The 25,503-nt window shown below is 59.9% G+C and carries 24 protein-coding genes; 22 read left to right on the top strand and 2 right to left on the bottom strand.

Annotated elements, in window-relative coordinates:
- The first annotated feature begins 379 nt into the window (after positions 1–379).
- On the top strand, positions 380–634 hold the full coding sequence (locus I2E13_RS09275) for a hypothetical protein (RefSeq protein ID WP_117843365.1): 255 nt from the start codon (positions 380–382) through the stop codon (positions 632–634).
- Between the two features lie 85 nt (positions 635–719).
- Here the strand turns inward: I2E13_RS09275 and I2E13_RS09270 are convergent, their stop codons facing one another.
- Both I2E13_RS09270 and I2E13_RS09265 read right to left on the bottom strand, forming a co-directional pair.
- Positions 720–1,139 (bottom strand): helix-turn-helix domain-containing protein, encoded by a 420-nt coding sequence (locus tag I2E13_RS09270; protein WP_117758873.1) that lies wholly within the window; start codon positions 1,137–1,139, stop codon positions 720–722.
- A 123-nt stretch (positions 1,140–1,262) separates the two neighbouring features.
- Positions 1,263–1,688 carry a helix-turn-helix domain-containing protein gene (locus tag I2E13_RS09265; protein WP_117758872.1) on the bottom strand — a complete coding sequence of 142 codons (426 nt, stop codon included), beginning with the start codon at positions 1,686–1,688 and terminating at the stop codon, positions 1,263–1,265.
- Between the two features lie 243 nt (positions 1,689–1,931).
- Between I2E13_RS09265 and I2E13_RS09260 the strand changes: the two genes are divergently transcribed.
- The 21 genes from I2E13_RS09260 (at position 1,932) to I2E13_RS09160 (ending at position 25,432) form a co-directional block, all read left to right on the top strand.
- Positions 1,932–2,219, top strand: a complete 288-nt coding sequence (locus I2E13_RS09260; protein ID WP_117758871.1) for a hypothetical protein — start codon at positions 1,932–1,934, stop codon at positions 2,217–2,219.
- Between the two features lies 1 nt (position 2,220).
- Entirely contained in the window at positions 2,221–2,697 is a 477-nt protein-coding gene (locus tag I2E13_RS09255; RefSeq protein WP_195404909.1) for a MerR family transcriptional regulator, read from the top strand.
- Positions 2,698–2,905: 208 nt separating this feature from the next.
- Positions 2,906–3,238 (top strand): MarR family winged helix-turn-helix transcriptional regulator, encoded by a 333-nt coding sequence (locus I2E13_RS09250; protein ID WP_117758869.1) that lies wholly within the window; start codon positions 2,906–2,908, stop codon positions 3,236–3,238.
- 10 nt (positions 3,239–3,248) lie between these two features.
- Positions 3,249–3,707, top strand: a complete 459-nt coding sequence (locus I2E13_RS09245; protein ID WP_195404908.1) for a hypothetical protein — start codon at positions 3,249–3,251, stop codon at positions 3,705–3,707.
- A complete protein-coding gene (locus tag I2E13_RS09240) occupies positions 3,685–5,061 on the top strand; it encodes a helix-turn-helix domain-containing protein (RefSeq protein ID WP_229057916.1) in 1,377 nt (458 codons plus the stop codon). Before I2E13_RS09245 ends, I2E13_RS09240 begins: the two co-directional genes overlap by 23 nt.
- 18 nt (positions 5,062–5,079) lie before the next feature.
- Positions 5,080–6,801, top strand: a complete 1,722-nt coding sequence (locus I2E13_RS09235; protein WP_195404906.1) for a coiled-coil domain-containing protein — start codon at positions 5,080–5,082, stop codon at positions 6,799–6,801.
- 146 nt (positions 6,802–6,947) lie between these two features.
- Positions 6,948–8,423, top strand: a complete 1,476-nt coding sequence (locus tag I2E13_RS09230; RefSeq protein WP_195404905.1) for a hypothetical protein — start codon at positions 6,948–6,950, stop codon at positions 8,421–8,423.
- A complete protein-coding gene (locus I2E13_RS09225) occupies positions 8,423–10,528 on the top strand; it encodes a type IV secretory system conjugative DNA transfer family protein (protein WP_117848546.1) in 2,106 nt (701 codons plus the stop codon). The genes I2E13_RS09230 and I2E13_RS09225 overlap by 1 nt, the downstream gene beginning before the upstream one ends.
- 501 nt (positions 10,529–11,029) lie before the next feature.
- Entirely contained in the window at positions 11,030–11,320 is a 291-nt protein-coding gene (locus I2E13_RS09220; RefSeq protein WP_117758863.1) for a hypothetical protein, read from the top strand.
- A 4-nt stretch (positions 11,321–11,324) separates the two neighbouring features.
- A complete protein-coding gene (locus I2E13_RS09215) occupies positions 11,325–11,825 on the top strand; it encodes a PrgI family protein (protein ID WP_158557016.1) in 501 nt (166 codons plus the stop codon).
- The gene (locus I2E13_RS09210; protein WP_195404904.1) at positions 11,825–14,626 is read left to right on the top strand and encodes a VirB4-like conjugal transfer ATPase, CD1110 family; all 2,802 of its coding nucleotides are present in this window, start codon (positions 11,825–11,827) and stop codon (positions 14,624–14,626) included. Before I2E13_RS09215 ends, I2E13_RS09210 begins: the two co-directional genes overlap by 1 nt.
- Positions 14,627–15,037: 411 nt before the next feature.
- Complete coding sequence (locus tag I2E13_RS11230) at positions 15,038–17,731, top strand: phage tail tip lysozyme (protein WP_324249387.1); 2,694 nt, start codon at positions 15,038–15,040, stop codon at positions 17,729–17,731.
- A gap of 24 nt (positions 17,732–17,755) precedes the next feature.
- Positions 17,756–18,655 (top strand): hypothetical protein, encoded by a 900-nt coding sequence (locus tag I2E13_RS09200; RefSeq protein WP_195404902.1) that lies wholly within the window; start codon positions 17,756–17,758, stop codon positions 18,653–18,655.
- Positions 18,652–19,842, top strand: coding sequence for a type IV secretion system protein (locus tag I2E13_RS09195; RefSeq protein ID WP_195404901.1), 1,191 nt, complete (start codon positions 18,652–18,654; stop codon positions 19,840–19,842). The genes I2E13_RS09200 and I2E13_RS09195 overlap by 4 nt, the downstream gene beginning before the upstream one ends.
- A 5-nt stretch (positions 19,843–19,847) precedes the next feature.
- Complete coding sequence (locus tag I2E13_RS09190; protein ID WP_195404900.1) at positions 19,848–20,231, top strand: helix-turn-helix domain-containing protein; 384 nt, start codon at positions 19,848–19,850, stop codon at positions 20,229–20,231.
- Complete coding sequence (locus I2E13_RS09185) at positions 20,197–22,308, top strand: DNA topoisomerase (protein WP_195404899.1); 2,112 nt, start codon at positions 20,197–20,199, stop codon at positions 22,306–22,308. The genes I2E13_RS09190 and I2E13_RS09185 overlap by 35 nt, the downstream gene beginning before the upstream one ends.
- Positions 22,309–22,343: 35 nt before the next feature.
- Positions 22,344–22,766: a hypothetical protein gene (locus I2E13_RS09180; RefSeq protein WP_158557014.1), complete on the top strand. Its 423-nt coding sequence runs from the start codon at positions 22,344–22,346 to the stop codon at positions 22,764–22,766.
- Positions 22,763–23,392, top strand: coding sequence for a CPBP family intramembrane glutamic endopeptidase (locus I2E13_RS09175; protein ID WP_195404898.1), 630 nt, complete (start codon positions 22,763–22,765; stop codon positions 23,390–23,392). Before I2E13_RS09180 ends, I2E13_RS09175 begins: the two co-directional genes overlap by 4 nt.
- Positions 23,393–23,512: 120 nt before the next feature.
- Entirely contained in the window at positions 23,513–24,049 is a 537-nt protein-coding gene (locus tag I2E13_RS09170) for a DUF5067 domain-containing protein (protein WP_195404897.1), read from the top strand.
- Positions 24,050–24,155: 106 nt separating this feature from the next.
- Positions 24,156–24,797, top strand: a complete 642-nt coding sequence (locus I2E13_RS09165; protein WP_195404896.1) for a hypothetical protein — start codon at positions 24,156–24,158, stop codon at positions 24,795–24,797.
- Positions 24,798–25,078: 281 nt separating this feature from the next.
- On the top strand, positions 25,079–25,432 hold the full coding sequence (locus I2E13_RS09160) for a hypothetical protein (protein WP_195404895.1): 354 nt from the start codon (positions 25,079–25,081) through the stop codon (positions 25,430–25,432).
- Positions 25,433–25,503 lie beyond the last annotated feature (71 nt).

Here is a 25,503-nt window from a genome sequence, read left to right as displayed (position 1 = left end):
AGGTTTTGCTAGCCCCGTGAAAATACGCCAATCCATGCATTGCCATTCACCTGTTGCCGCAGCGGCAGCAGGTGGCGGTCAAGGTTGCGTGGGATTGCCTCGTAAAGCGCCGTCTAGCAGCGGAATCGGCTTGGCTGTAGCCGTGTAGCTCGGTAGTCGGCTACGTGACATGCACGGTAGCCGTGTAGCTGTGTAGCCGGCTTTGATGCATAGCGATGGAAGGAAAAGGCCGAGCGAGCGCCATCGCCGTGGCTTGACATGAGCATGGAGCATGCCGCTGCGGCAAGCGCCCCATGTGGACGGTAGCCGCGTGGGACGCTTAATCAATAAAGCCCGCGGCTTCGCGGGCGTATGGCGATGTCTGTCTTGTGGAGGGCGAATGGTTGGAGATCAGTTGAATCTCGTGGAGGTGTCGGTTGAGAAGGATGCGGGCGGCAACCCGACATGCATCATCTGGCCCGATGGGCGAAGGTTTGCCATCTCGAGTAGCGGTGCGCCGCTCATGTGCCCGTCCCGTACCGCGGGCAGGTTCGCGTATGTCCGCGATGTCTATGTCATCGGTCGCGGGAACAGGACGCACCGCAGGTCGATTATCGCCGACGGCGGCAAGTGGTATGTCGTCTGCCTGAAGTAGCACGGGTATTCAGGCAGCTAGGTAGGCGTGTAGCTCTGTAGCCGTGTAGTTGAGTATCGAGCTACACGGCTACCTGTAAAATCGGTCAGTCGCGTTCGCTCGGCCAGACCATCAGGCGGTTCGGGTCTTTCGCAAGGCTCCTCATTATGCCAATCAGCTCGCCGCGGGTCTCGGTATTGAGGCGATTGAACAGCGTGACCAACTCAAGCCTCTGCCCGACAGGGGCATCGGTGTCGTCGGCTACCGGCATCTCGGTGTCGAAGAGCTGCTCTATGGTTATGTTCAAGACCCGGCAAAGGGCGAGCAAGTTAGAGACGCGGACCGTTCCCAAGTCGGTTTCAGGGCGGATAATCGTCGTCAACGTGCTCACCGGAATGCCGGCAAGGTTTGCCGCCTGGCTGTTTGAGTATCCGGATCCCTTGATGAGCGACTCCAGTTTAGAGTAGGGGCGGTCCTTGCCCGCTACCTGCTTTTTCGGAGCCGCGGTGGGCTTTTTCCCAGCCATGGTATCGAACTCCTATCTTTCTCGATATGTCTGTATAGCGTCATGTAGGCGGCTATGCAGCTACATGGCTACATATGTAGCTCGGTAGCTGTAGCTTGAAAAGCGCCGGTGCCGCCTGGCGAGCTAATCGGCTTCCCCTGCGCCATCCGGATTTGTTTCCACGTCATCAGGCTCTATCTTCTCGACCTGCACCTCGTGATTTCTCTGCATGTTGGTGGGATCCAATTTCATGGCGCTCGATACGCGCATGAGGCAGGATTTCGCCTGCGCGTTGAAGCCCCTGAAATCGCTCACGAGGGATTCCTCGTCGCCCGAGAGAAGCGCCTTCTTTCCTGGGTTCTCCTCCTCACCATCGAACAGGTCTTCCACAAATGTCTCAAACGGAATGTCCAAGCCCTTGCATATCCTCAGAAACGTGGAGATCTGCATGTTCTGGCATTTCGACCTGCCGTTCACGAAGGTGCTCAAGGTTGAAGTCGAAACCCCGCACCTGCGGCTGAGTTCCGATGCCGTGATACCGTACTTCTCAAGAATCTCCTTGAAGGTCATGGTCTCCCCTATCTGTAGATCAGGTTACTACCCGGCTACAGAATACATGATTTGGAAGTCATTTTCGCGTATGTAGATATAAATCGCGCAAATAGGTAATTTCCACGTATGTAAATTACGATTCCAAATTATATTGCCCAGAATAGGAAAAAGGGTTAATATCTCGCTCGTAGCTACGAATGAGGAACACCATTCCACATTCATCAACTATGCCCCAAGTAGTTCGTTAGTTACGGAGACATGATGACCGCAAACCCTGTACTGGAGTCCGCATCCAAAATCCTCTTGGATTACGTCGAGGACACGAAATTGTTCGCCACGGCTATCAATGAATCGGTCGGCGGGGCCGAGCTTCTCGACTGTCAGTGCAACTTCCTTCGCGAGCCGACCGCTAGTGAATTCGTGTTTGTGAGGGCGATGCTGCCCGCGGAAGGCGCCGCCCGTCTTTTGGACGCGTTCGACTCTGCCGTCGAGGAGCAGATGCAGCGCATGGCAAATCCATCCTTCGCGTCTGTCGCGGAGGAGATGTAGCGTGATGAATACCGCAGTCAAAAAGAGCGCCAAGTCCGCATCCTTCAGCGATGAGGAGCTCTTGCAGCTCCCGCTCGTTCTCAACTCCGACCAGGCCGCCAAAGTCCTCGGTTGCAGCCGCTCGAAGCTCCAATCAATGTGTCGCGCCGATACCGTCGAGTACCAACGCCTCCAAAACCGCTTCACCTTCAACCGCGATTATATCTTCAAGCTCGCGGGGATCAGCTACGAGGCTCTCTACAAGAGCGTGAGCGAGCGCTGCCTTGCGAGGGAGAAAATCAAAGAGCAGTACGCCCCGCTCTTCAAAAAATACGGCGTGGATATCTTCGGAGGCGAGACCCTTCTGGGCGCAGGTGCGCCCGATAGTGCGGCTCTTATGAAAAACGACGAAGTTGAGGTGGACGAAGCACTGATCGACCAGACCGGAGAAGCCCAGCTCGGCAAGCTGCTACTCAAGACCCTTCTCAAAAATGCCTAGTTGACAAGCTCGGCATAGCGCCACAAAATCAAAGCATACCGGTTCCCCAAGCCGGACGATAGGAGATGAACTGCATGACCCGCCCTGCTGGGCGTGCAGCTGTGAACGCTGCCGCCTATCTGTGCAATCTGTTAGCTATCGACCCCGAGGGTATCAAGCCCTTCGGGGTCTTTTCGCCATGCACGTGCACTTTGGCAGGTGATCTCAAATGAGTTTCACCATCGACCCGTGGATGATGCGCGATCTCGATTTATCGGGAAACGAGCTCATCATCTTCGCCCTGGTCTGCGAAGCGGGCGAAAAGGGCCTCAGCGTCTCAAAACCTAAGCTCGCGTTCCTCAGCAACACATCGGTCACGACCGTCAGGCGTGTTCTGAGCGATCTGTCCGAACGCGGCTACATCGAGCGCACCCATGTCGGCGAGAACGAGCCGAGCACTTGGGTCGCATGTGTCGGCGAGCAGTCACCCAGCTCTCCCTCTCCTATCGAAACGCCTTCCGGCCGAAACAGCCGGAGCAGAGTCATGTCGATAGCAAAATAGGAGAACTATCATGGATTTCGCGTACAACAATCGTAGCAACAACCGTCTGGAGCAAGAGACCTACTGGAAGCAGTACGGCTGGATGAGCCGTCTCGGCCTCAACAACGCCAAGGCAATCGTCTTCGCGCTCATCTTCGAGCGCGACTGCACCGACGACCCCGCCCGTGAGCGCATCACCTCGAAATATATCGCGCAGGCCCTCGATGAGGGTTGCCCTGCCCCAGCCCGCGGTCGCAGGGCGGCCGAGCACGGCATCGCGCGAGTCTTCAAGACGCTCAACGAGCTTGCTGCCAAGGGACTCGTCTGCGCCGTCTTGGACGAGGACGGCCTGTCGATGAGCTTCAAGTGCGATTACGATGCCGTGGAATCGGTTCTCGCCGATGCCGACAGCGGCACCGAGGATGCAAAGCTGGCTGACGGGTCAAGCGAAAGCGAGGTCGACGACGGTGCCTACGACAAGATGTCCTGATAACGCGCTCGACCGCAACTTCTATACCGTATTCGACTGGATGGTGGACCCGGCCGGGCTGGGTCTCAAGGCATCCAGCGCCGAGCTGTCGGTCTACGCCAAGATCTACTCGATGAGCCATCATTCGGCATACGGCTACTACGTCACGCAGAACCAGCTCGCCCTCGATCTGTATATCTCGCGCCGCTCCGTCCAGCGTGCGCTCGACAGCCTCTGCAAGGCGGGCCTCATCGGCTACACCGAGCTGTACCGTACCGGCAGGGAGGCGAACGGCATGAAATCGCCGCGCTCCTACTTCGCCGTCCAGGAGAAAATCAATGCCGCGATTGAGGCGACGATACCCGTTTCCGCCTCGCGGTGCGGGCAAATCCTCGATTTCGACTTTCAACAAAGCACAGGTCAGGCTGATGCGCCAACTTGTCACATCTCGGCTGTTGAAAACTCGAGCTTTCAACAATCCGCAGGTCAGGCTGATGCGCCATTTTGTCACAACGATGCGCCAAGTTGTCACATCGATGCGTCAACTTGGCGCAACGATGCGTCATTTTGTCACAACGATGCGCCAAGTTATCGTATCGGCGCGACCTGCGCAAACGTCGAATCTGATGAAGATACCGCAGCGTCATCTAGCTGCGGAGATGCAGCAAAACCGCAGGATAGCGACCTGTCTTCTTCTGAACGCGACGTATATATAAATAATAATAAGAATAATAATGATAATTATTTTTCTTATTCTTCTGATAATCCCAACGAGGGAGATAGACATTGCGAAGGGAGTGGAAACGGCGAGCCGGGCGGTGAAGGCGGCTGGAGCGCCGAGGTCCGCTATGCGGCCCGCTTCATCGCCGACTCGTCTCCCAAGCATTGCGACGGCATCTTCCTCGAGAGGACCATGGACGCGATCCGCGATGCCATGAACGCGGGTGCCGATGCCGATGAGATATGCGACGCGTGGGACCTCTATCTCGATGAGCTCATGACGCAGAATTCCGAAGGCGGCTCGGCCGCCTTCAAGCGCTACGCGATGTTCCCGCTCAACTGGCTTCGCCGCGCGGACGGGTTTAGGTTCTATCTGAAGAAGGTCCGAGCGGCCAGCGGAAAATCTGCGGGAACCAGCCACGAGGATGCGCCCGAAAACGATTCGGAATGCGCGAATGAAGCCGAGGCGCTTGCGAGGAAGTACTGCCTCACCGCCAACAAGACGACCTCGGGCATCATCTGGACGTTCATGGGCGATTACCACTCGGCGATGATCGCCCCCCGCGCGAAGAACCGACGCGAGGCCCTTCGCTACATGTGCTCGGTCAAGGGCATCGAGGTGCCGAAGGATATCGACGAGTTGACGGAAAACTAAGATCCGATTGGAGAAGCAATGGGACAATTGCCTGCAGACGCCCCCTGCAAGGCGGCTCACAGCTCACGTAACCGCGCACGGCGCATGAAGGCCGCTCGCGCCGAGGCCAGACGGCTCGTTGACGAGGCTCGTGATAAGCGCGATTCGGCCTTGGCCGAACTTTCGTCCGTAAAGGCCGAGCTCGCGAAAACCAAGCAAGAGCATGAGCGCAAATGCGAGGAGTTCAAGCACAAGTGTGCCGAGATGGCTGCGGCGGTGGAGGCTGCGGCAGATAACGCCGCAGCCGCAGATGAGATTGAGAACCTCAAGCGCATCAATGCGGAGACGCTCGAATCCCTTGATAGCGAGCGGAGCAAGACGCAGGGCCTCTTGGAGCGTCTCGGTGAGGCCAATGACCAAATCGAGAGCGAACGCAGCGAGAAGGAGGAGTTCCGTCAGGAAGTTCTCGGCCTGCGCTCCCGTTTAGAGAACACGAGCGGGATGTCGATAGATGAGGTCAACGGCCTTGTCGCTCGGGCACAGGAGGCCGAGAATCGCGCTAGCGAGCTGGCCTTCGACATGTCCACCCTCCAAAACCAGGCAGAGGACCGCGAGAGGCAGCTCGAGGAAGCTCGGGAGAGCTGCTGGCAGCTCAAGGCCGCTGCGGATGAGCAGATGAAGAGGCTCGAGAACCACAACGCCGCCTTGCACGATTCCGTCGCCCAGACCAAAGCCGAGCTCGAGACGGTTTCGGCCGAGCGGGACGAACTGCTGGGTAAGCTCGGCGATTCATCGAGCCGGATCGAGGAGCTGGAGTCTTCGCTCGAGGTCGAGCGGCAAGGCGCCAGCCACCTGCGCGACAGCGAACAGTCGAGCGCCGACAAGATCGGCGACCTCGCGCGGGAAAACGAGGCCCTCGGTAGAAGCCTCGCCCAGACCCAGAAGGCACGAGCCGATGCGGCCGCAGCCCTTGAGGCCGTGCAGGCGAACAGCGAGTCGATCAAGGCGGACCTTCAGGCGGCACGGGAGGAGAACCACCGCCAGCGCCATGACTACGATCAGAAAATCGGAGAGCTGGTGCGCGGTCAGGAGCGGCTACGCGAGCAGGTGCAGGCGGCACAGGGCAAGCTCGAAGAGGACGCGGCGGAATACGAAAAGCGTATCGCGGAGCTTCAGGAGGCGCTCGATTCCAAGCAGGAAGAGGTCAACCGTGCCGTCAGCGATTCGCACAAGGATGAGTTGGAGCGTCTCCAGAAGGAGGTCGAGTCCGAGCGCGAACGAGCCGACCGAGCCGAGGGCAAGGCGCGAGCCGTAGAGCTTCTGCGGGAAGACCTGGAAAGCTACAAGGGCAAGGTCGGCGCCTTGCGGCAGCAGCTTTCGGTATGCTCGAACTTGAAGGACGACCTCGAGGATGCGGAGTCCAAGCTGATGGAAGCCACCGCACGCGCGACTGATGCCGAGGGCCGCGCACGTGCGGCCGAGCGGGATTCAAGCAGACTCGCCAAGGAACTCGAGCGCGTCAACATGAAGCTCGCCGATGAGTCATCGCGTGCGGACGGGGCCTCGGCGGCTTTGCAGGAAGCCGACGGCGTCAAAAGCCTCGCCCTACCCCATGGGCTTCTCCCCGGGGAGGTGACCACCGTCGCGTTTGGGTCGGGATTCCAGAAGTTCCTCGTCAAGAAGCTCATCTACAAGTCCGACGGCAGCATCCTCGCCGAAAACGAGCACGGCCAGTCCGTATCGATGGGCGTTTGGCGCTAGATGGCACCTTCACTCCCGTTGAGTCGATGCGAAACGGTTGAATCTAACCGCTGCGGCACGACCCGAAGGGGGTTTCTCTCTCCGATGTAGCCTGCGCTGTGGCTGAGCATTGGGCTTGGCCACAGCGACCTTCGGAGGTAGAGGATATGCCATCAATTTCAGATGAGGCCGGAATCAAGCTGCTCAACATACTCGAGATGTTCGGCAGGGAGATGCTCAGGAACAAAATCAATGAGTCGAACCGCTTGCGAGCAGAAGCCCGAGACGCCAAGTCGGCGGCCAAGGGCCTATCGAACAACGGCAAGGGGATGAAAAAACAAGACTATACGACGACTTGGTTCGATTCTCCCGCTGAAGCGCAGGCGACCCTTCGCGAGTTGAAGCAGATCTCCCCGAAACTATTTGCCAACTCCACCGTCGTCGGCCACTTCCTCGTCCATCCGAAAGACGGAAAGGACAGTCACGGGAAGCGCACCCACACCATTCAAGATGCCATCTACGACATCAGCCGAGACCATCGATATGCCGCCCGCATCATCAATCTCGACAAACTCGATAAGGGCAAAGCGGACAAGGGCTATATCAAAAGCCTGCCCGATGGGGACTGCACCCGTTTCACGTTCGGAGAGTTCGAGAACGAGGCATCCTCGTTCAACGCCGCCTACTATTGCTCCATCTTGCAGGATTACGACATCAACGCCCGCCATATCGGCAACCAAGTCATCGTCAACAAAGGCGATGCAGATCACGCCTTGGAAGCCCTCGATATCGAGGGAAAGAAGATCCAAGCCATGGGACCCGAGCGCGGCGAGCTGTTCATGCGCCAGCGCTACAAGGACCGCATCGGCGTGGAATTCGAACCTCCGCTCATCGAAGATGGGACTGATGGATATGACGAGGCAGGCGGCGATATGGGTGTCGATATGCCGACGTCCGAGGTCGAGCCCGAGCATGGAGACGATAATCGTGCAGATGCCGATGAGCGTGCAGATGAGGGTGTAGACCCAGATCATGATGTGCGCGACCCGGACGATGGCGGGGTCTTCGCCCCGAGTCTCGATGACGTCGATGAGACACGCGGTGAGGAGAGTCCCGCCGGCAACGCCGCAGACGGCAAGACCGGACCTGAATCCACGGAGGCTATCGCCGAGGAGGAACTGGCCGAGAAGACGGTGGAGTCCGCGCCGGCAGTCCGAGCCGATGGCGATTTGAGCGCCGCCGATGCGGACGAGGCGCTGTCGCGCGAGACCCGCAAGGCCGAGCTACACGAGGATATCTCCAACAGCAAGACCACGGCGGACTGCGTCCAGGCTCGCCCCGATGCCCATAACGGTGACCTCTCCACGCCCTATGCCGATGGGCAGGATGCCCCCGGCACCGGGGACTCCGACGGAGACGGCATTCGCGATGCCGCCGAGGACCGCGATGGGGACGGGATGCCCGACAAGCTCGATTCGGATGCCGAATGTATCGATGACGACCCCGATTACGAGCCCGTCAGCATGAAGGAACGCAACATCGACGAGCTGATGAGTGACAAGGGCGAAGAGGCCGCATATGTCGCATCCCGCTCCGCTGCCCAAGCCGAGAAGGACGTCTCGCTCGAGACGGTGAACCGCTAATGAAGGTCACGAAAGAGGTGGCGCCGCTTTTGGGCGCGGCGGCTGCCACCCTCCCCTTCGCCTACCTCGGCAACAGGTTCGTCGACTGCGCCTGCTCCTATTCGGATATGCTCGAGGGCCTCACGGCCGCCCCTGCGGAGATGTGGGGCTTCATCGCCGCCCATCCGTTCCGTCTGTTGACGAACGACGCCGGCATGCTCGGCATGCTCCTCGGAATCTGCATCCCTTGGGCAATTGCCATGGTGTGCCTGGTCTATGGGCAGAAGAACACCCGAGTCGGCGAGGAGCACGGTTCGGCGCGGTGGGCCACCACCGAGGAACTCGCGCCTTTCATCGAGGATAAAAATCCGCAAGGATCTGCGAACGCGCTGCTTCTCTCGAAGAGCACCGGTCGCGCTTGGAGCCGCGAGGGCTTCTCGATGAACTACGACGGCAACATGAACGTGCTGGTCATCGGCGGCTCGGGCGCAGGCAAGACGCGCTACTATGTGAAGCCCAACGTGTGCCAGATGAATTCCGACCTGTTCATCACCGACCCCAAGGGCGACCTCCTGCTCGATGTCGGCAACATGCTCACGAACAACGGCTATGAGATCCGCTCGTTCAACACGTTCTTCCCCGACCGCTCCCTGATCTACAACCCGCTCCACTACGTCAGGACCGACCTCGAAATCCAGTCGTTCGCGGGACTTCTCATCTCCATGACGACGCCTCCCAAGTCCAGCTCGGGAGACCCGTTTTGGGAGAAGTCCGAGAAGATGCTCTACATGGCGCTCATCGCGTTCATGCGCGACTACTGCCCCGCCCAGGACTACAACATCGGCGGCCTTCTCAAGCTGCTGTCGATGGCCAAGGCATCCGAGTCCAACGAGAACTACAAGAGCCCGCTGGACCTCATCTTCGACGAAATCGAGACCGGTATGCGACGGGTCAAGCGCAACCCGAAGAATCCCGAGGTCAAGGAGCGTGCAGCTCAGAACCCGACCCCCTCGGACGCACCGGAGGAGATCTCGGTCTACACCGGCGCGGACGGCGAGCGCTTCGACCTCGTCCCGTCGGCCTTCCGCCGTCATTCGGACAACAAGCGACCGTATGACAACGTCCACAAGAACGGAAAGCGCGGGTTCGACCCCACCGAGGACTACGCCTTGGAGAACTACCGCAAGTTCCAGTCCGCAGCCGGCAAGACGCTCAAGTCGATTCTGATCACCTGCAACGCACGCCTGGCGCCGTTCACCGCCGCCGAAGTGAAGCAGCTTGTCGTCGGCGAGGATCAGATGCACCTCGAGCGCTTCGGAGACCCCGACTCGAAGAACGCGATCTTCGCCATCTTCGACGACACGGACCAGAGGACGCTGGGCTTTCTGCACGGAATGATGGTCTACCAGACGGTGCGAGTCCTGTGCCACAAGGCCTTGGAGAAATACAACGGCAAGCTGCCGCGCCCGGTCAACTTCATCCTCGACGAGTACCGCTCCCTGTCGCTTCCCGCCGACATCTCGGGCTTCATCTCCGTCCTGCGCTCGCGAAACATCGCGATGTCGGTCATCTTGCAGGCCAAGTCCCAGCTCGCCGAGCTCTACGACGAGGCGACCGCCGACTCCATCGTGGGCTGCTGCGATACCGTCCTTTATCTCGGCGGCGGCAAGGCCAACAAGGGCACGACCTCGACCTGCGAGTTCATCTCCGATTCTTGCGGCCAGCAGACCGTCTTCCAGGAGAACTACTCTCAGAGCCACGGAGGACAGGGCAGCTGGTCGAAGAGCGGCCAGACCGTCGGCCGCGCCCTCATCGATCCCGCCGAGGTGGCAAAGCTCCCCAAGACGGAATGCGTCGTGCTCATCAACGGCGCCAACCCCATCGTCGATGAGAAGTACCCGCTCACGGAGCATCCGAACTACAGGATGATGGCCGATACGCCCGGATTCGATATCAAGAAGTACATGGCGGAGAAGCGCCGCCGCGAGGAACGCGAGTACTCCGCACGCCTCGCGAGTCAATCCAAGTCGATGCCGCGGCGGATGCCTTTGCGTGGTCGATCGGATGCCGAGGTCGGCAAGCACTACAAGTCCCGCGATACGGATTCAACCGGCAAGGCGGAATAGAGGGCAGCGGCTCTATTGATTCTGTGCAAGGGGTTCACGGGAGCGTCCGGCGAGCCCTTTTTTGCATCTGCCCGAGGTCGTTAACTGCGCGAATGCCTCGATGTTGCCGCTGCGGCAAGACGTGGGTGCCTTTCGGCCGCGCCGTGTATCTTCGTGGCGTCCATTGGGTCGGCACGCCGCCGCCCTGTACCCGGTACGGAGGATCGCATGTCTACCGAAGCACCTGAAAAAGAAAAGCGCCGGACCCGTGACGGCCCGACGCCTTGACATGCGGTGCGCACCCCGGCCGCGAACGACCTACCTGCATTCCCTTGCGGGCCCCAAACAGTTCATGGGTGCGCTAGACAGGAGATGACAGCGGTTCTCACGAACCTCTTCACCCTGGCGCCTTATCGGCGCATACGCATAGTAACACATTCGGCGCATTTGGACCAATAAGGCATTTTCAAGCTACTTGGTCGATTTAGCACATCTGCACCGATACACCTGAAAGGAATACACATGAACCCGATTTACCACGCCCTTGCCGTAGCCACCGTCCAGCTCGGCCAGCTCGATTCCGCCGGCGGCATCCTCGGCAACATCACCTCCCTGCTCAAGGGCGGTATTCAGATGCTGGGCGCCATCATGGTCGTCTGGGGCGGCGTCACCATCGGCATCAACGTCCACAACGGCGCCTCGGGCAACGGCGCTGCTATCGCCGCTGGCGTCGGCACGCTGATCGGCGGCGTCATCGTGTCTGCCGCAGCCCTGTACTTCGGTACGCTCGACACCAGCTGGGTGCGAGGCTAAGCGGGTGCTGTCGGTACCGGTCCACAAGGATGTAACCGAGTATCAGCCCAAGGTCATCGGCGGCCTCACCGCACGCACGATCATCTGTATCGGAGCGGCGGTGGGCTGCGCCTTGGCTTTCGGCTTGCTCTGCACGTTCGTGTTCCACGTGGACATCAACGACGTCATCTACCTCGTATGGCTCGCCGCGGCTCCCGCCGCCCTCATCGGCTTCTATACGCCCCACGGCATGAACTTCGAGAAGTTCGCGCCGCTGTGGCTCGCGCACAACTTCAACGAGCAGTGCCTGGTCTACGTCAGCGCCAGCAACCGCGGAGAATTCAAGGCCGAGGCGGACTCCCTCAAGAAGGCGTATGCGGACGAGCGCAAGAAAGCCAGCAGCAAGGTGCTGACGAAACTCTACAAGACCAACGGCCTGGAGATGTGGGAACCGGGCGGGCCGCTTGAGCCGATGAACACCACAGCCCCCAACAAGAGACAGATCGAAGAATTTTGGAGCGACTAATGGCAAACAAGGACGAGAGCTTCAAGAACATGGAGACGCTCGCCGAGGGTCTCCGCCGCCCGGGTGAGGTCGGTTTCGAACTCGACCCCGAGTTTGCGAAGATGAGCAAGCGGGAGCGCAAGCGCTACGTCAAGAAGGTGCATAAGGAGCTCGACCGCGAGCTTGCCGGCAAGCGCCATGAGATTCGCGATGCCCGCGCCGCGGCGAAGGAGGCGGAGCGCACGCAGGCGAAAAGCGCCGCAGAGGTGACCAAGAAGCTCAAGGAGCGCAGCTCCAAGAGCGACAAGCTCACCGCCGAGCAGCGACGTCGCCGAGACAACGCCAAGAACGTGGTCGATGCCATCGGCTACAACCGAATGTTCGAGAACGGCATCTGCGAGGTCGAGGAGGGCTACTACTCCGAGACCCTTTCCTTCGACGACATCACCTACCAGAACGCCCGCGACGACGACCAGAAGACCATCCTCGCGGCGATGTGCGATATCTACAACTATTTCCCCGCCGACACCACGGTGCAGTTCTCCGTCGTCAACACGCCGCTGCGCCATGACCAGATCCGCGACCGCCAGTTCTACGACCCGTCGCGCCAGGCGAACGACGTCCTCAAGGAGGACGCCGAGACGATGAACGAGGTGCTTTCCGATAAGCTCGCCGAGGGCGTCTCGAACATCAAGCGATCCCGCTACATGACCATCGGCATCCATGCGAACAACCCCATCGAGGCACGAACCCGCTTCTCGCGCATCAACACCGACCTGACGGGCAATTTCGAGCAGATTCGCTGCGATGTCACGCCGATGACGGGTCTCGAGCGCCTGTCCGTCCTCGAGTCCCTGCTGCGCCCCGACCGCAAGTTCACGTTCGACTACGAGCGCGACCTGTCGATCTACAGTCCCGACAGCTCGAAGGACTTCATTGCGCCGATGAGCATCAACTTCAAGCCCGACGGCTCGAACATGTACTTCAAGGTCGACGACAAGTACTGCCAGGTGCTGGTCATGCGCAAGTACGACTCCCCCCTCGAGGACACGGTCGTCGCGAACCTCGTGAACATGTCGATGCCCATCGAGGTGACTTGGTATCTTCAGCCCATGGAGAAGTCCAAGGCGATCAACTTCGTCAAGACCCGCCGCGCATGGATCGATGCCGAGACCATCGAGGAGCAGAAGAAGGCCGTCCAGCAGGGCTACGACTACTCGATCCTACCCTCGGAGCTGCGATACTCCCGCGAGGAGACCGAGGATCTGCTGACGCAGCTCCAAGGCCAGCAGCAGCACCTCTTCATGTTCTCCGGCCTTATCTACACGTGGGCGGAGTCCCCCGAGAAGCTGACCGAGCAGGTACTCCAGATCCTCGACGTCGCGTCTTCTGCGGGCGTGCAGGTGGAGACCCTCGAGTACCGCCAGCGCCAAGGTCTGAACTCGATTCTGCCCCTCGGCCTCAACCACATCGAGATTTCCCGCCCGTTCACCACGTCGGAGGCGTGCATCTTCGTCCCTTTCGCCACCCAGGAGCTCGAGCAGGAGGGCGGTAGCTGGTACTACCAGAACAAGCTGTCGAACAACCTCGTGTTCGGCAACCGAGCCAACCTGGCAAGTCCCGTCGGCTTCATCTCCGGCAAGACGGGATCGGGCAAGGGATTCTTCGCCAAGAACGAGATTGAGGGCACGCTGCTCTCGAAGCCTGACGACCAGGTTATCATCTTCGACCGTGCCGGCGAGTACAAGCTGCTCGTCGAGCATGCGGGGGGCACCTATGCCTCGTTCGGTGTCGGCCTCGACGCGCACCTGAACCCGCTCGGCATGGACAAGCGCCGCGAATCCGAGGATTTCGGCACGCAGGTTGCTTTCAAGGCCGATGCCATGATCGCGCAGGCGGCGGCCGCGGCCAACGAGACCATGACCGTATTCTCCGAGGAGGAGCGCTCCATCATCCAGCGCTGCGTCGAGAACATCTTCCGCCGCTACAACATGGAGGGGGGCCGCGAGCCGATCCTCGAGGACTTCTACGAGGAGCTGAAGCGCCAGCCCGAGCCGATGGCGCAGAATATCGCCCTGCGCTATGAGCGCTTCGTCAGCGGCTACTCGAACTTCTTCAACCACGAGACCGACATCGACCTCACGGCCCGCACCGTCGGATTGAACTTCAAGGACGTGCCCGACTCCATGCTCGTCTTCGCGCTGATCTCGTTCTGCGAGACGGTGCGAAACATCATGTACAGCAACTTCGACCAGGGACGCAGGACATGGCTGTATATCGAGGAAATGGAGTCGCTGTTCAAGTACCCCTCGGTACTCAACTATTTCCGCCGATTCGCCAACGAGTGCCGTAAGTTCGGCATGTACCTGACGGGCATCACGCAGTCGACCGAATCCATGATCCGCAACCAGGATGCCAACGCAATCGTCAAGAACTCCGATTTCATCATGCTGCTCAAGCAGTCCAAGGAGGATCGCGACTACTGGGCGGACGCCTTGGGACTGTCGCCGCTCGAGGTCGCCTGCATCGACGAGGGCGCCCCCCGCGGTTGGGGCCTTCTCGTATTCGGGTCGGCCCGCGTGCCGATCAAGGGCGAGTTCCCGACTGATAACCACCTCTATGAGCTGTTCTCCACGGACCCGAACGAGTGGGCCGAGAAGAAGGCGCGAGAGGCACTCGATGCGGCAAAGCACGGCGGTACGGCCGAGAATGTCGCCCCGCAGGACGAGTTCCGCCGCCGCAAGCGCGTGCGCGGCCGCAAGAAGAAGCGCAACGAGCCGAAGCAGGGTTCTGAGAGTTCTGAGAGCGGCTCGGACGTGTAGCCAAATGTGAAGACGGGCAGTTGCCGCTGCGGCAACTGCCCGTCTATTACCGAGTGCCGGGTCGATACTTCGAGGCCGTAACCCAAATGATTTTGGAAGGAGGACATCTTGCCAGACGATTCCAAATATGGAAACGCAAGTTCCTCGTCTAACCTGAAAGATGGCAGCACGGCGAGCATGTCCTCTGCAGCAGAGCGCCAGCGGCAGGCTGCGGCGGTATATGACGATGCCTTGCAACGCACAGCCGGGGCTGGCGCAGATTTCTACCGCCATGTCGATGTGGCCAGTTCTGGATATTCCGCTAGCGCCGATGCGGCAAGCACGCCCAGCGCGGTATCGACTGTTATCCGCGATGCTGTTCCTAGTGCCTATAGCGCCGGCGTGATGGGGACTAACCATCAAACAGGCGGCGTGGAACAGGGTTTCGTTGCTGCGGCATCTCAGGGTCCTGCCGCCCCGATTGCCGCGCAGCCAATCCAACAGATCCCCAGCGCCTTTACCTCCCGCATGGAGCAGCAAGGTACTGCCACCCAGTTTGCGGGCGGTGCCGACCGTGCCGCCGCCGCGCAGCGAAACATGATGACCTCTTTCGACGGCATCGATGCGGCCGGTATCGCCGGCTCCCGAGATTTCATCGAGGGCGCTGCCGTGTCCGTGCAGGCCGATTCACGCGATGCCTTCTCCGGCGCGTATGATGCGGGCGTGGCGGGATTTTCCAAGTCCGTGAGCGGTGCGGGGCAGAGTTCGGCACCTATGCAGGGAGGTCAGCAACCTTTTGGCGGCGGCTCCCCTATGGCTGCCAACACGGGCGGCGCGGAGGAAAAAACCGAAGCCGTATCGGAGGCAATCGGTTTTGGATCGCACCAGGGTTCATCCGCATCGTGGGCATCTGCCGATATGTTCACCGGCGGCAAAGCGAGCGACGTACACCTCAGCAAGAAGATTCAGGAAAACCTGGATAACTCGAGGGCCGCCTATTTGCAGGCTAAGCAGGACTTCGCTGCTGCCGAGAAGGACGCCTTGGAGACGCTCGACGCCTCGGGATGGAACTCGGGCGTCCAGGCATCCGCATTTTCCGATTCCGCATCGAGAGCCGAGGGCTTCAAGGACGGACTCGGAACGAGCGCCAACGGCATCGAGCGAGCCGGGGTATCTGATTCCCGTGACTTCGGATTCATGACCCAGGCGGAGCGCGATGGCGCGGGTGGAACCGCCGCGCGTATCGGTAAGCCCCGCGGCGGGGACAACCATGGCAATGTGACGGGTACCGTATCCAATGTCGCCGATGCCCCCGATAGCGTCCGCGCTGCCGCGCAAAAGGTGGTCGCCGAGAAGGAGCACGTCCGGGCGGCCTCCGATGATATGGTCGCGGCCCACAGGGAAGCTTCGGCATTTATCACCAAAGCCGAGCAACGCGCCAAGACCGCCGCGAAATTCAAATCCGCTGCGGCAAACGCCTTGGTGAATTCAGCCGTCGCATCCATCGGGGACGATTCCGTGTCCGGCACGGCCATCCGCTCTACTGCCCGCGCCGCAGTCTCCGCCGGCCGCTCTATCAGGGCCAGCAGGGCCGCCGGAAAGCAAGCCGGGGCGCGGGGCTTCTTCTCCTCGTCCGCCGAGGCCGCCAAGTCGGCGGTTTTCGCGTTCGATGAGGAGGGCAGTCTCGACGGGGTCGAGAAGGCGGACGAGGCGGTACGCGCCGGACGCTATGTGCGCGGCAAGGCTCAGGACTTCAAGGCAGCCCGAGCCAAAGCCAAGGGCGGCAGCAAGTCGCAGCTCATGTCGCAGGCCGAGAAGAAGGCTGCGCGGGTGGCGGAGGACGGGCAGCGTGCCGCCTTCTCTAAATCGATGCAGCGCCGCTCCATGTCGATCGACAGGGCGAAGGCTGCGGCGGGCGAGGCCGTCGAGGCCGAGCAGAAGGCCGCGCTCATCGGCAAGCTCACCGCCGGCCTCAAGGCGGCAGCGCAGCATGCCGTCGCGGCACTCCAAGCCCTCCTGAAGTCACTTGCCGCCGCTGTCGCCGGAGCAGTCGGCTCCCTTGCGACCGCTATCGGCGGCTCGACTTTCGGGATGCTCATCCTCGCCGCCGTTCCCGTACTAATCCTTTTGCTGGCTCTATCCGGCGGCAGCGCCGATCAGGAGGTTCAGGGAATGAACGAAGTGGAATCGCAGGTCGCATCGTTCTTCAGGGAGAAGGGGCTCGATGACCTGCAAATCGCCGCCATCATGGGAAACATGTACGCCGAGAGCGGCATGAATCCGGGATCGGAGGAAGGCGGCGGCACGAACGCCAACGGCATCGGACTTTGCCAATGGACGAATGGTCGCCACACGAATCTCGTGAACTATGCAAAGTCCGTCGGCAAGTCCTGGATGGAGGTTCAAGTCCAGCTCGATTTCTTCTGGGACCACGACAGCTGGGGATATTGGAGCCGCGCCTATACCATCAGGTCCGAGCACGGCCCCGATGGCTCGGAAAACCGTTCGCTCGATCCCGTCGGGGGAACCTTGGTCTCGGGAAGCAAACGGGCCTTCTTGGCATCCACCGACCTGAAGGATGCCGTCAGGCAATTCTGTTACGGCTGGGAAGGGGCGGGAATCCCGCGCCTGAAGGTGCGCTATGAAGCCGCCGACAGGTATTACGAGCTGCTTACGAACCCGTCGGACGGCGATGGAGACCATGGCAACGGGACGGGCGCCCCGCAGATTGCGGGTGCATCGGCCCGCCAGCAGACCGTCGTCAACATGGCTTATGCCACCCCGTCTCCCGGACAGGGCTGGTGTGCCGCCTGGGTCACCAATGTCTTCCGCGCGGCGGGAGTGGGCTATTTCGGCGGCAACGCCTGCGATATGTGCCGGTCCTGGTGCCATAGCTCCAATAGGTCGGAGCTCAAGGTGGGCATGATTATCGCCGATGTCTCCCACCCGGGTACCGGTGCTCCCGGACTCACGTACGGACACGTCGGCATCTACATCGGCAACAACAGGGTCATGAGCAACGAGGGCCCCATCACGGTCAAATCGCTCGATACCTTCATCAGATTCTACGGCGCCGGTACCGGCTGCAAGTGGGGCTGGATCGGCGGAATCGACCTTTCGAAATAAACCTCAGACTGGAAAGGAGACAGGATGGATAAATTCATGGAGTTCCTCAAGAACAACACGGCGGTCGTCGCGGTCGCAGCGGGCATCGTGTTGTTCATCGCAATGAACGGTATCACGTCTTGCGTCGCGAAGGGCGGCGGGAACGACGCCCCAGCCGATGCGCAGGAGCAGCTGGAGCAGAAAAGCGAGCAGCCATCTCATAAGGGGGATGCCGCCGATTCCAAAACCGAGCTGACCGAACGACAGCGCTCCGCCATCAGAGACTACGATCAGGCCACCACGCAAATCGTCGAGCAGATCGAGAATTCGAAATGGGCGGCAAATGACGGCAGCGGTTCGATGACGATCAAGGACGGCATCATCACCGAGTCTTACGGAGAGTCCAAGGACTCGGTCAAGAAGACCAAAAAGCAAGTCCAGACCTTTGCAATCACTGCGGTGGATACCATCGCCGGCGACCAGACGGGAGCTTTAAGCTGGGAGGTCTTCTCCGTAATCGACGCGTCCGGCAACGACCACATCATGACCCTCAGCAGGGTCGATCCCGCCGCGCTCACCGGCGAGGGCAACGACACCTATTTCGAGCTCAAGTGCGATATGTTCCACAATGAGAACGGCTATTCGAACAACCGCTCCGCCGAGAGCGCCAAATTCAACGGCATCGAGGGCGATAACTTCAAAAAGGCCATCGATGGCCGCACCAAGGAGTTCAAGCGCTCCGTTATCGAATACCTGCTCGCAAACCATTCCACCACGACCGAGCTGACGTGGGACGGCACGGTCATCGAGAACTTCAACGAGTCCACCCGCACCCTGACGTTTGGCATCAAGAACGCCACGAACGCAGCTGAGGATTCCCTGCCGAGCATTCTCGTCATCTACCACACCGACACCCATGAGTTCGAGGAGGTCGATGTCCAATGATGGACGTAGCCGCCATCAGGGTCGAAGCCCTCGATTACGCCCGCAATGAAGGCGTCCTCAACAAGGCGAAGCATCATCTCGTCGCGGTCGCAAAGTCTGTTGAGTGCAAGCTCGATGGCATCAAGTCCCCATCGGCCAGACGTGCGGGCGCGTCTTTCGCGCTGGCGCTCGGAATCATGCTGCTGTTCATGCTGCTGACCCCGCATTGCGCCGCGGCTTTCGGCTTGGATGACTTGGTCAACAAGGTCGGGGAAATGATCGGCTCTTGGACCGAGGCCATCGGTCAGGGCATCATGAAGTTCCTCAACGGAACCTTAGTCCAACCTATTGCCAACCTCATGCTCAAATGCACGCTGGGCGATATAAAGAATTGCGTCTCGGCGTCGGACCTGCTCTGCGACTTCGACCATCTCTTGGGAAATACGAGTGGAAAAATTAACCTCGCCGCCCTGGTCACCAACGTGTCCGACAGTGCCATCAAACCAGTCGCCGCCACCCTTCTCGCCATGGGCATGCTGCTCCAGCTCCTCAAGATTGCCAAGAAGATGGACCAAGGCGGCGGCATGATGCCCTCGGTCCGCGAGGTCGTCGCACTGTTCGTCTGGTGCGCCGTCATGATGTACATGGTCCGCAACGGCGTCGGAATCGTCAAAGACCTGTACTCCATCGTCTTGGAAATCATCAAGACCGCCAGCACGTCCGCCAGCTCGCTTGGAGCCAATGTCGGCACCGACTGGTGGAGCAAGGACAACCTTATCGTCTTCCCCGAAGACGGCAATATCATCGAAAGCCTGGTCATCCTGCTCGAAGTTGCCATTGCCTATATAGTCGCACAGTTCACCCTGGTCATCTCGTACGCCATGATGATCGGTCGCGCCATCGAGATCTACCTCACCGCCATGTTCGCACCCATCCCGTTCGCCCTCATGGGCTTCGATGAGACCCGCAGCTGGGGATGGGGATACCTCCGACAGTTCCTCTCGCTTTGTCTCGCCGGCGTCGTAATGGTCGTGGTCCTCTACATGTTCCCCTATCTGGTCGTGTCTGTCGTCGGCGATATCGGAACCGGCCTGAGCGGCATCGGGAATGTCGCCCATACGCTCGTCAAAATCATCGCTTGCTGTGGCGTAGTTGCCATGACCCTAGCTAAATCGACGCAGCTCGCCCGCGCAGCCCTCGGCGGCTGATAGCCATGGTCGCGGTCGATCCCGATACCGACCGCACGGTCGCCCTGCGCAAAGCCCGTTTCAAGGTGCGTCTGCGCAGGGCCGCCGAGGCGTGCGGTTACGAAAACCTGTACCAGCTCGGTCGCGTCTGCGGCATCAGCAAGGACTCCTTCAAGAAGTACCTGTCGGGGACACGCTTGCCGAACTATGAATGCATCCTGCGCCTGTCGCTGGCACTGGGGGTACCCTGCGACTGGCTCATGGGAAGCGATGAGGGGCCGATGCTCCGGGCCGTGCTGAAAGCGCGAGATATCGATTGCGCCTGTAAAAAGAAGAATCCAGTTACTACCCTCCCCTCCCGTGAAAGGAGCCGCAATGATTCTCATACTCGCAGAGAAGCCGAGTGCTAAGCGCAACTTCGCAAAGGCGCTCAGCGGGACCTCCGGCTCCTATGCCGGCGTGCAGTATAAAATCTGCGCCCTTCGAGGTCATGTCATGGGCCTGCTCCCGCCCGACAAGCAGGTGCCTGCCGGGCAGTCCGAAGCCATGCAGAAATGGTCGCTGGAAGGGCTGCCCTGGGACCTCGGACAATTCGCTTGGAAGAAGGGCGTGCTCAAGGGCTGCTCCGATGTCATCTCGGAGCTGAAGCGGGAGCTTGCCGGGGTGGACGAGGTCTGCATCGCGACCGATGTGGACCCTTCCGGCGAGGGTGAGCTTTTGGCATGGGAGGCGCTCGAGAAGTGCGGTTGGCACGGCAAGACGAGCCGCATGTACTTCACCGACGAGGCTCCCGCGAGCGTCCAGAAGGCCTTCAAGGGCCGTAAGATGCTCGGGGCCATGGAGGAGGACGGAGACTTCGTCAAGGCCCACGTGCGTGAGCGGTGGGACCTCGCATCTATGCAGTTCGTGCGTGCCGCGACCTGCATCGCCCGCAACCATGGGTTTCGCACGGTCGTGCGCGAGGGGCGCCTGAAATCCGTCATGGTGAAGCTCACGGGCGACCAGCTCGAGGCGTACAACGGCTATGTCAAGAAGCCGTTCTTCGAGGCGCGTTTCCGCGACGAGAACGGCAACGTCTTCGCTCGTACCTATGAGGACGGGGATGAGTGGCGTTTCGATAGCGCCGAGAAGGTCGACTTAGGCGCGTTCCATGTGTCGGATGTGGTCGAGGACTCGAGGACGAAAAAACATACCGCGCCCGGCAAGCTGCTCGACCTTGCGGGGTTATCGGGCATCCTCGCCCGCCGCGGGCACAAGCCCGCCGATGTCTTGGCCTGCTACCAGAAAATGTATGAGGACCAGGTGGTCAGCTATCCGCGTACCGAGGACAAGCAGATCACACCCGAGCAGTTCAATGAGCTGCTGCCCCTCGTGGACAAGATCTGCGCGGTCGTCGGGGTCGATCCCGCTATCTGCTCCCACAGGACCGCCCGCAAGACGCACGTCAAGGAGGGCGGTGCGCACGGCGCTAACCGTCCCGGTCCGAACGTTCCCGCATGCCTTGGGTCGCTCGATGCATATGGCAAATGCGCCCGCGATATCTACGTCGTGCTCGCCAAGAACTACCTGTCGATGCTCGCGGAGGACTATGAGTATGAACTCGTAAAGGCGCACGTGGAGGATTTTCCCGAGTTCACGGGGTCGACGCAGATACCGCTGTCGCGGGGATTCAAGGCGATTTTCGATTCCGATGCCTCGCAGGAGGAAGCCCAGGAGGGCGCCGAGAAGGAGAACACGGCCGAATTCGGTAAGACTGCGTCACCGTTCTGCTTTGAAGGTGCCAACAAGCGCCCGCAGAAGCCGACCATGAAGTGGCTCACCAAGCGACTCGAGAAATACAACGTCGGCACTGGCGCCACGCGCACCAGCACGCTCGCCGAGATCACCAAGGACGAGGACCGCGCCCTCATGAGGGAGAGGAAGGGAACGCTGTCCCTCACCGATTGCGGCGCAGTGTCTTACAAATTGCTCGGAGGGTGTCAGATAGCGTCGCCTGAAGCCACCGAGAGGCTCTTCAACCAGATGGAGGCTGTCGGCAGGTTCGAGCTCGATGCCGACGATGTGGTGAACTCCGTCACCGATATGGTTGTCCACGATATCGAGGTCATGGAGAAAAACGGCGAGAAGCTCGGCAGCTTGGGACCCGTTGGGTCCAAGGTCATCGGGAAATGCCCGCGATGCGGTGCAGATGTCATCGACCGCGGCTCCAAGGCCAAGACGTGCAGCTGCTCATCCAACAAGGGGAAGCGCGACGCAGATGGGAAATGGGTCCAAACCGAAGGGTGCGGATTCGAGATCTGGAAGAGCGTGGCGGGAAAGAAGCTGACGGCGGCTCAGTTGGGCAAGCTTCTCGAGGGCGGTACGACCGGGAAGATCTCGGGGTTCAAGTCGAAAACCGGTAAGGAATTCAGTGCGAAGCTCAAGCTGGCTGCAGATAAGTCGGGCAAGGTCGAGTTCGTGTTCGATGAGAAGGGGAAACGGAAATGAACGGTGAATTAGGGTGCCGCGACACGAGGGGTGCAATGGGTAGAGCGAATGAGGTCACGGTAATCGTGCTCAGGAAGCCCGATTGCGGCAGACATGTGGATAACGGCGAGGCGTTTCGGCTCGTCCGCCCCCTGTTCGAGACGAACGGGCTTGATGTCGGCGACTTCGCCAATTTGGCGAACGGGTTTCTGTTCTCCATTCGCCCTCGCACCGAATCATGGAACGGCACGGAGCGCGATGCCATCATGGCGGGACTCTCATGCCTGGGGTCTCTGGGGTTCTCCGGCTATATCGCGCAGAAAGTCCTCGAGGACGAGGTGCCAATCGATGCCTGCGCGGTCGCCCTCGGGGTCGTCGCACTTGTCGCGGGTACGGCAGTCGTGGCGGGCGGCATCCTTGCCGGCATGAAGGGCATCCGCGCCATCGGCAGGCATCTGTTTGCAAGGAGGCTCGCGTGAACCAAGTCGAAGCCGAGTCCGAGGGTAACGGTATCCCTCTGCGCTTTGCCTTCATCGCGCCCGCGCTGTTCGATGTCTCGCTTCTCGGCGCGGGGCTGATGACCCTTTCGGCGGGTCTGCCCGAGGATATCGCGCATGCCGTTTCATCGCTGGTCGCACTTGCGGCCATGGCATGGCTGTACCGGTCTTTCGGACTTGGATTCAACCGTCTCGGGGTCGTTGCCGTGCTTTCCGCTGTCAGTGCCGGGGTCTTGCTGCAAGCCGTCTCAATCGGCACTATCGCGATAGTCTCTAAAATCGATACTGCGGCGACGGTCGCCATCACACTCCCCTATCTGCTACGGCTTTGCGTTATCGATCCGGTTGCGGAGGAGCTGTGCTTTCGCGGCGTCTCGCTGGCGGCATTGGAGCGGTGCGGCTTGCCGTTCTGGGTTGCGAACCTCATCCAAGCCGTGCTGTTCGCCTGCTTCCATTTCAATGTCGTGCAGTCGGCATATGCCCTTGTCTGCGCCTTGGTCTTGGGCGGTCTCAGTCAGCGCGACGGGATCAGCTCGAGCATCATCGCGCATTGTGTCTGCAACCTGACGGGTCTGGTTCTCGGCTTGGTTCTCACCTACTTCGCCTAGCGATAGATCTTGTGGGCATTTCCGACGGCGAGCCGATAATCTTTCTGCAATTTATCGCCGTGCTATCATTATGTCATAGGCCGTACCCCAAGCGGCTTTCGAGATAGACAGGATGAAGACATGAAGCGAATTATCGTTTCCGCAATGACGGCTGTCGCCGTTTTCGGTTTTGGTGCGGGTCTCGCTGGCTGCGGAGCAAGCATACAGAGCGGTCAATCAAACACCATTCAATCTGCGAGTGCGGAACTGGGCGATTCCTCGGTGAATATCAGCGTTGTCGGATATCGCCTGGGACGCGGGTCTTGGGAGGTCAATTCCTCAACGGAGACGGGAACCTCGTCCGGTTCTCTCGGAGCGCAGAAGGTACTCGTCTGCGACCTGCTGCTGACGAACAATTCAGACACCAAGATGATCATCTCGCCAATCGATATGCTGTCTGCGTCGCAAAATGGAGATACCCTGCAATTCGGGGCTTTGTACGATGATGAGGGCAACTATCGGAACCCCGAGTCGGTCGAGGTCGAACCGGGGCAGACTGCGTGCGGGATTGCCATCTGGAATATCGACGACCTGCAGGCACCCGTGAAAATCAAATTCAAGTGCGGCGGCGCGGTACTGCTGACGATCATGCCACGCAAGCTCACAGAGGGCGAGTAGGCAGTTGGGTGCCTTGGCGGTGTGGGGCTACTTCTGTCCCGTTGCTGCGCCAGTGGACGGCAAACATCGAGTATGGAAGCGGTAAACCGCTTTGAAAGGACCTGCTATGAGTCAGATTGAGAACAAGATGGACGATTTCATGCCCTTCGGGGGTGAGATTCGAAGCAAATATCCGGAGGACGATGAGACAGTTCAGCATGCCATCATCGATGCATGCTTCGCTGCATTGGATGACATTATGTTTCCCATGGACGATCGGGGAAAGCGACCTTCGGAGTGCCAGGTGTTTTTCGCCGTGCAGCGCATGTACGGTGCCGAGGGGGAACGGGATTATTTCCTTCTCAGCGATGCCGATACAATCCCCGATGAGCACCCCTTTACACGCGATGGTGCAGACTGGGGTGAGTGCGGCGGAGCCCTTGCGTGTAAGGTCCTCAGCGAACCGCCGACCCTTCTGACGTTCCATGAACTTGTTCCCGCCGGTGTCGATACGCTCCGCGATGAGGACGGCTACCTCTTCGATGTGCCCAGCGAGGCGGTTGAGAAGGTTTTCGGCGATGAGACACTCACCATGCCTTCGATGCTCACGCTTCTGGAGGTTGAGTTGAAGGTCGATGATGCCCTTGCCGAGCTCGAGGCGCAGCCCGAGGCCACTGAGTCGCTCGATGAGCTTGTTAGTGCGAAGACCGAAGAAGCTTCGCTTGATGCCGAAGAGGATCTTGGGGAGCGTGGGGACGCAAACCGTTGACGGTTCGGCTTGGTGTGTAGCTCGGTAGGCGCATAAGGCGCTACCGAGCTACACGGATAAGAAGAATAAGAAGAAGAAAAATAAAAAGAAGGATAAGAACGAGGAAAAGCAGGGGGATATGCGGATGAGGAAGGGTTCGTAGCACATACGGCTATAAATCTAGTTCGCATATGTAGAAGTCGTTTACGCAATCACGAGAGCTACTTGTGTCCCGTTGGGATTTCCAGCTTGTGCCGAGCGCGATGATTCGAGTGTGACCACCCTGACTGTCTGGAGGAACTATGAACCGCATCGGTTTGAAAGACTACCTGCTCAACGAGGCAAGCGATAGCGATTTGCTGGACTGCGCGAAAGCGTATGATACCGCAAACCAGTACGGCCATTTCGATACGTATGATTCCGTGGAGGAAGCCGCTAAGCTCTGCGGCTGGGACGTGGAGACCGCTCTCAGCGAGAGCCGCCACGTTGAGTCGGATGCCGACTGCTACCGCTTCAACGGATATGGGCACCTCGAGGCCGTCAGCAACGAGAGCCTGCTCGAAGATGCCCGCGACAACATCGACGATATCATCGATTGGCTCGAGGGTGCCAGCCGATATGACCTTGAGGGTGTCAGCTCCGATGTCGAGCCTTGATTCTCATCTTCATTGCAACAGGCTCAGGACTCAGCGCAACGCGTTGCGCTGAGTCCTGAGGCGCGAATCCG

The organism is Collinsella aerofaciens, assembly GCF_015554145.1.
GTDB lineage: Bacteria > Actinomycetota > Coriobacteriia > Coriobacteriales > Coriobacteriaceae > Collinsella > Collinsella aerofaciens_AA.
Note: the sequence above shows the minus strand (reverse complement) of the source record. Positions and strands in the feature narration are given on the sequence as shown.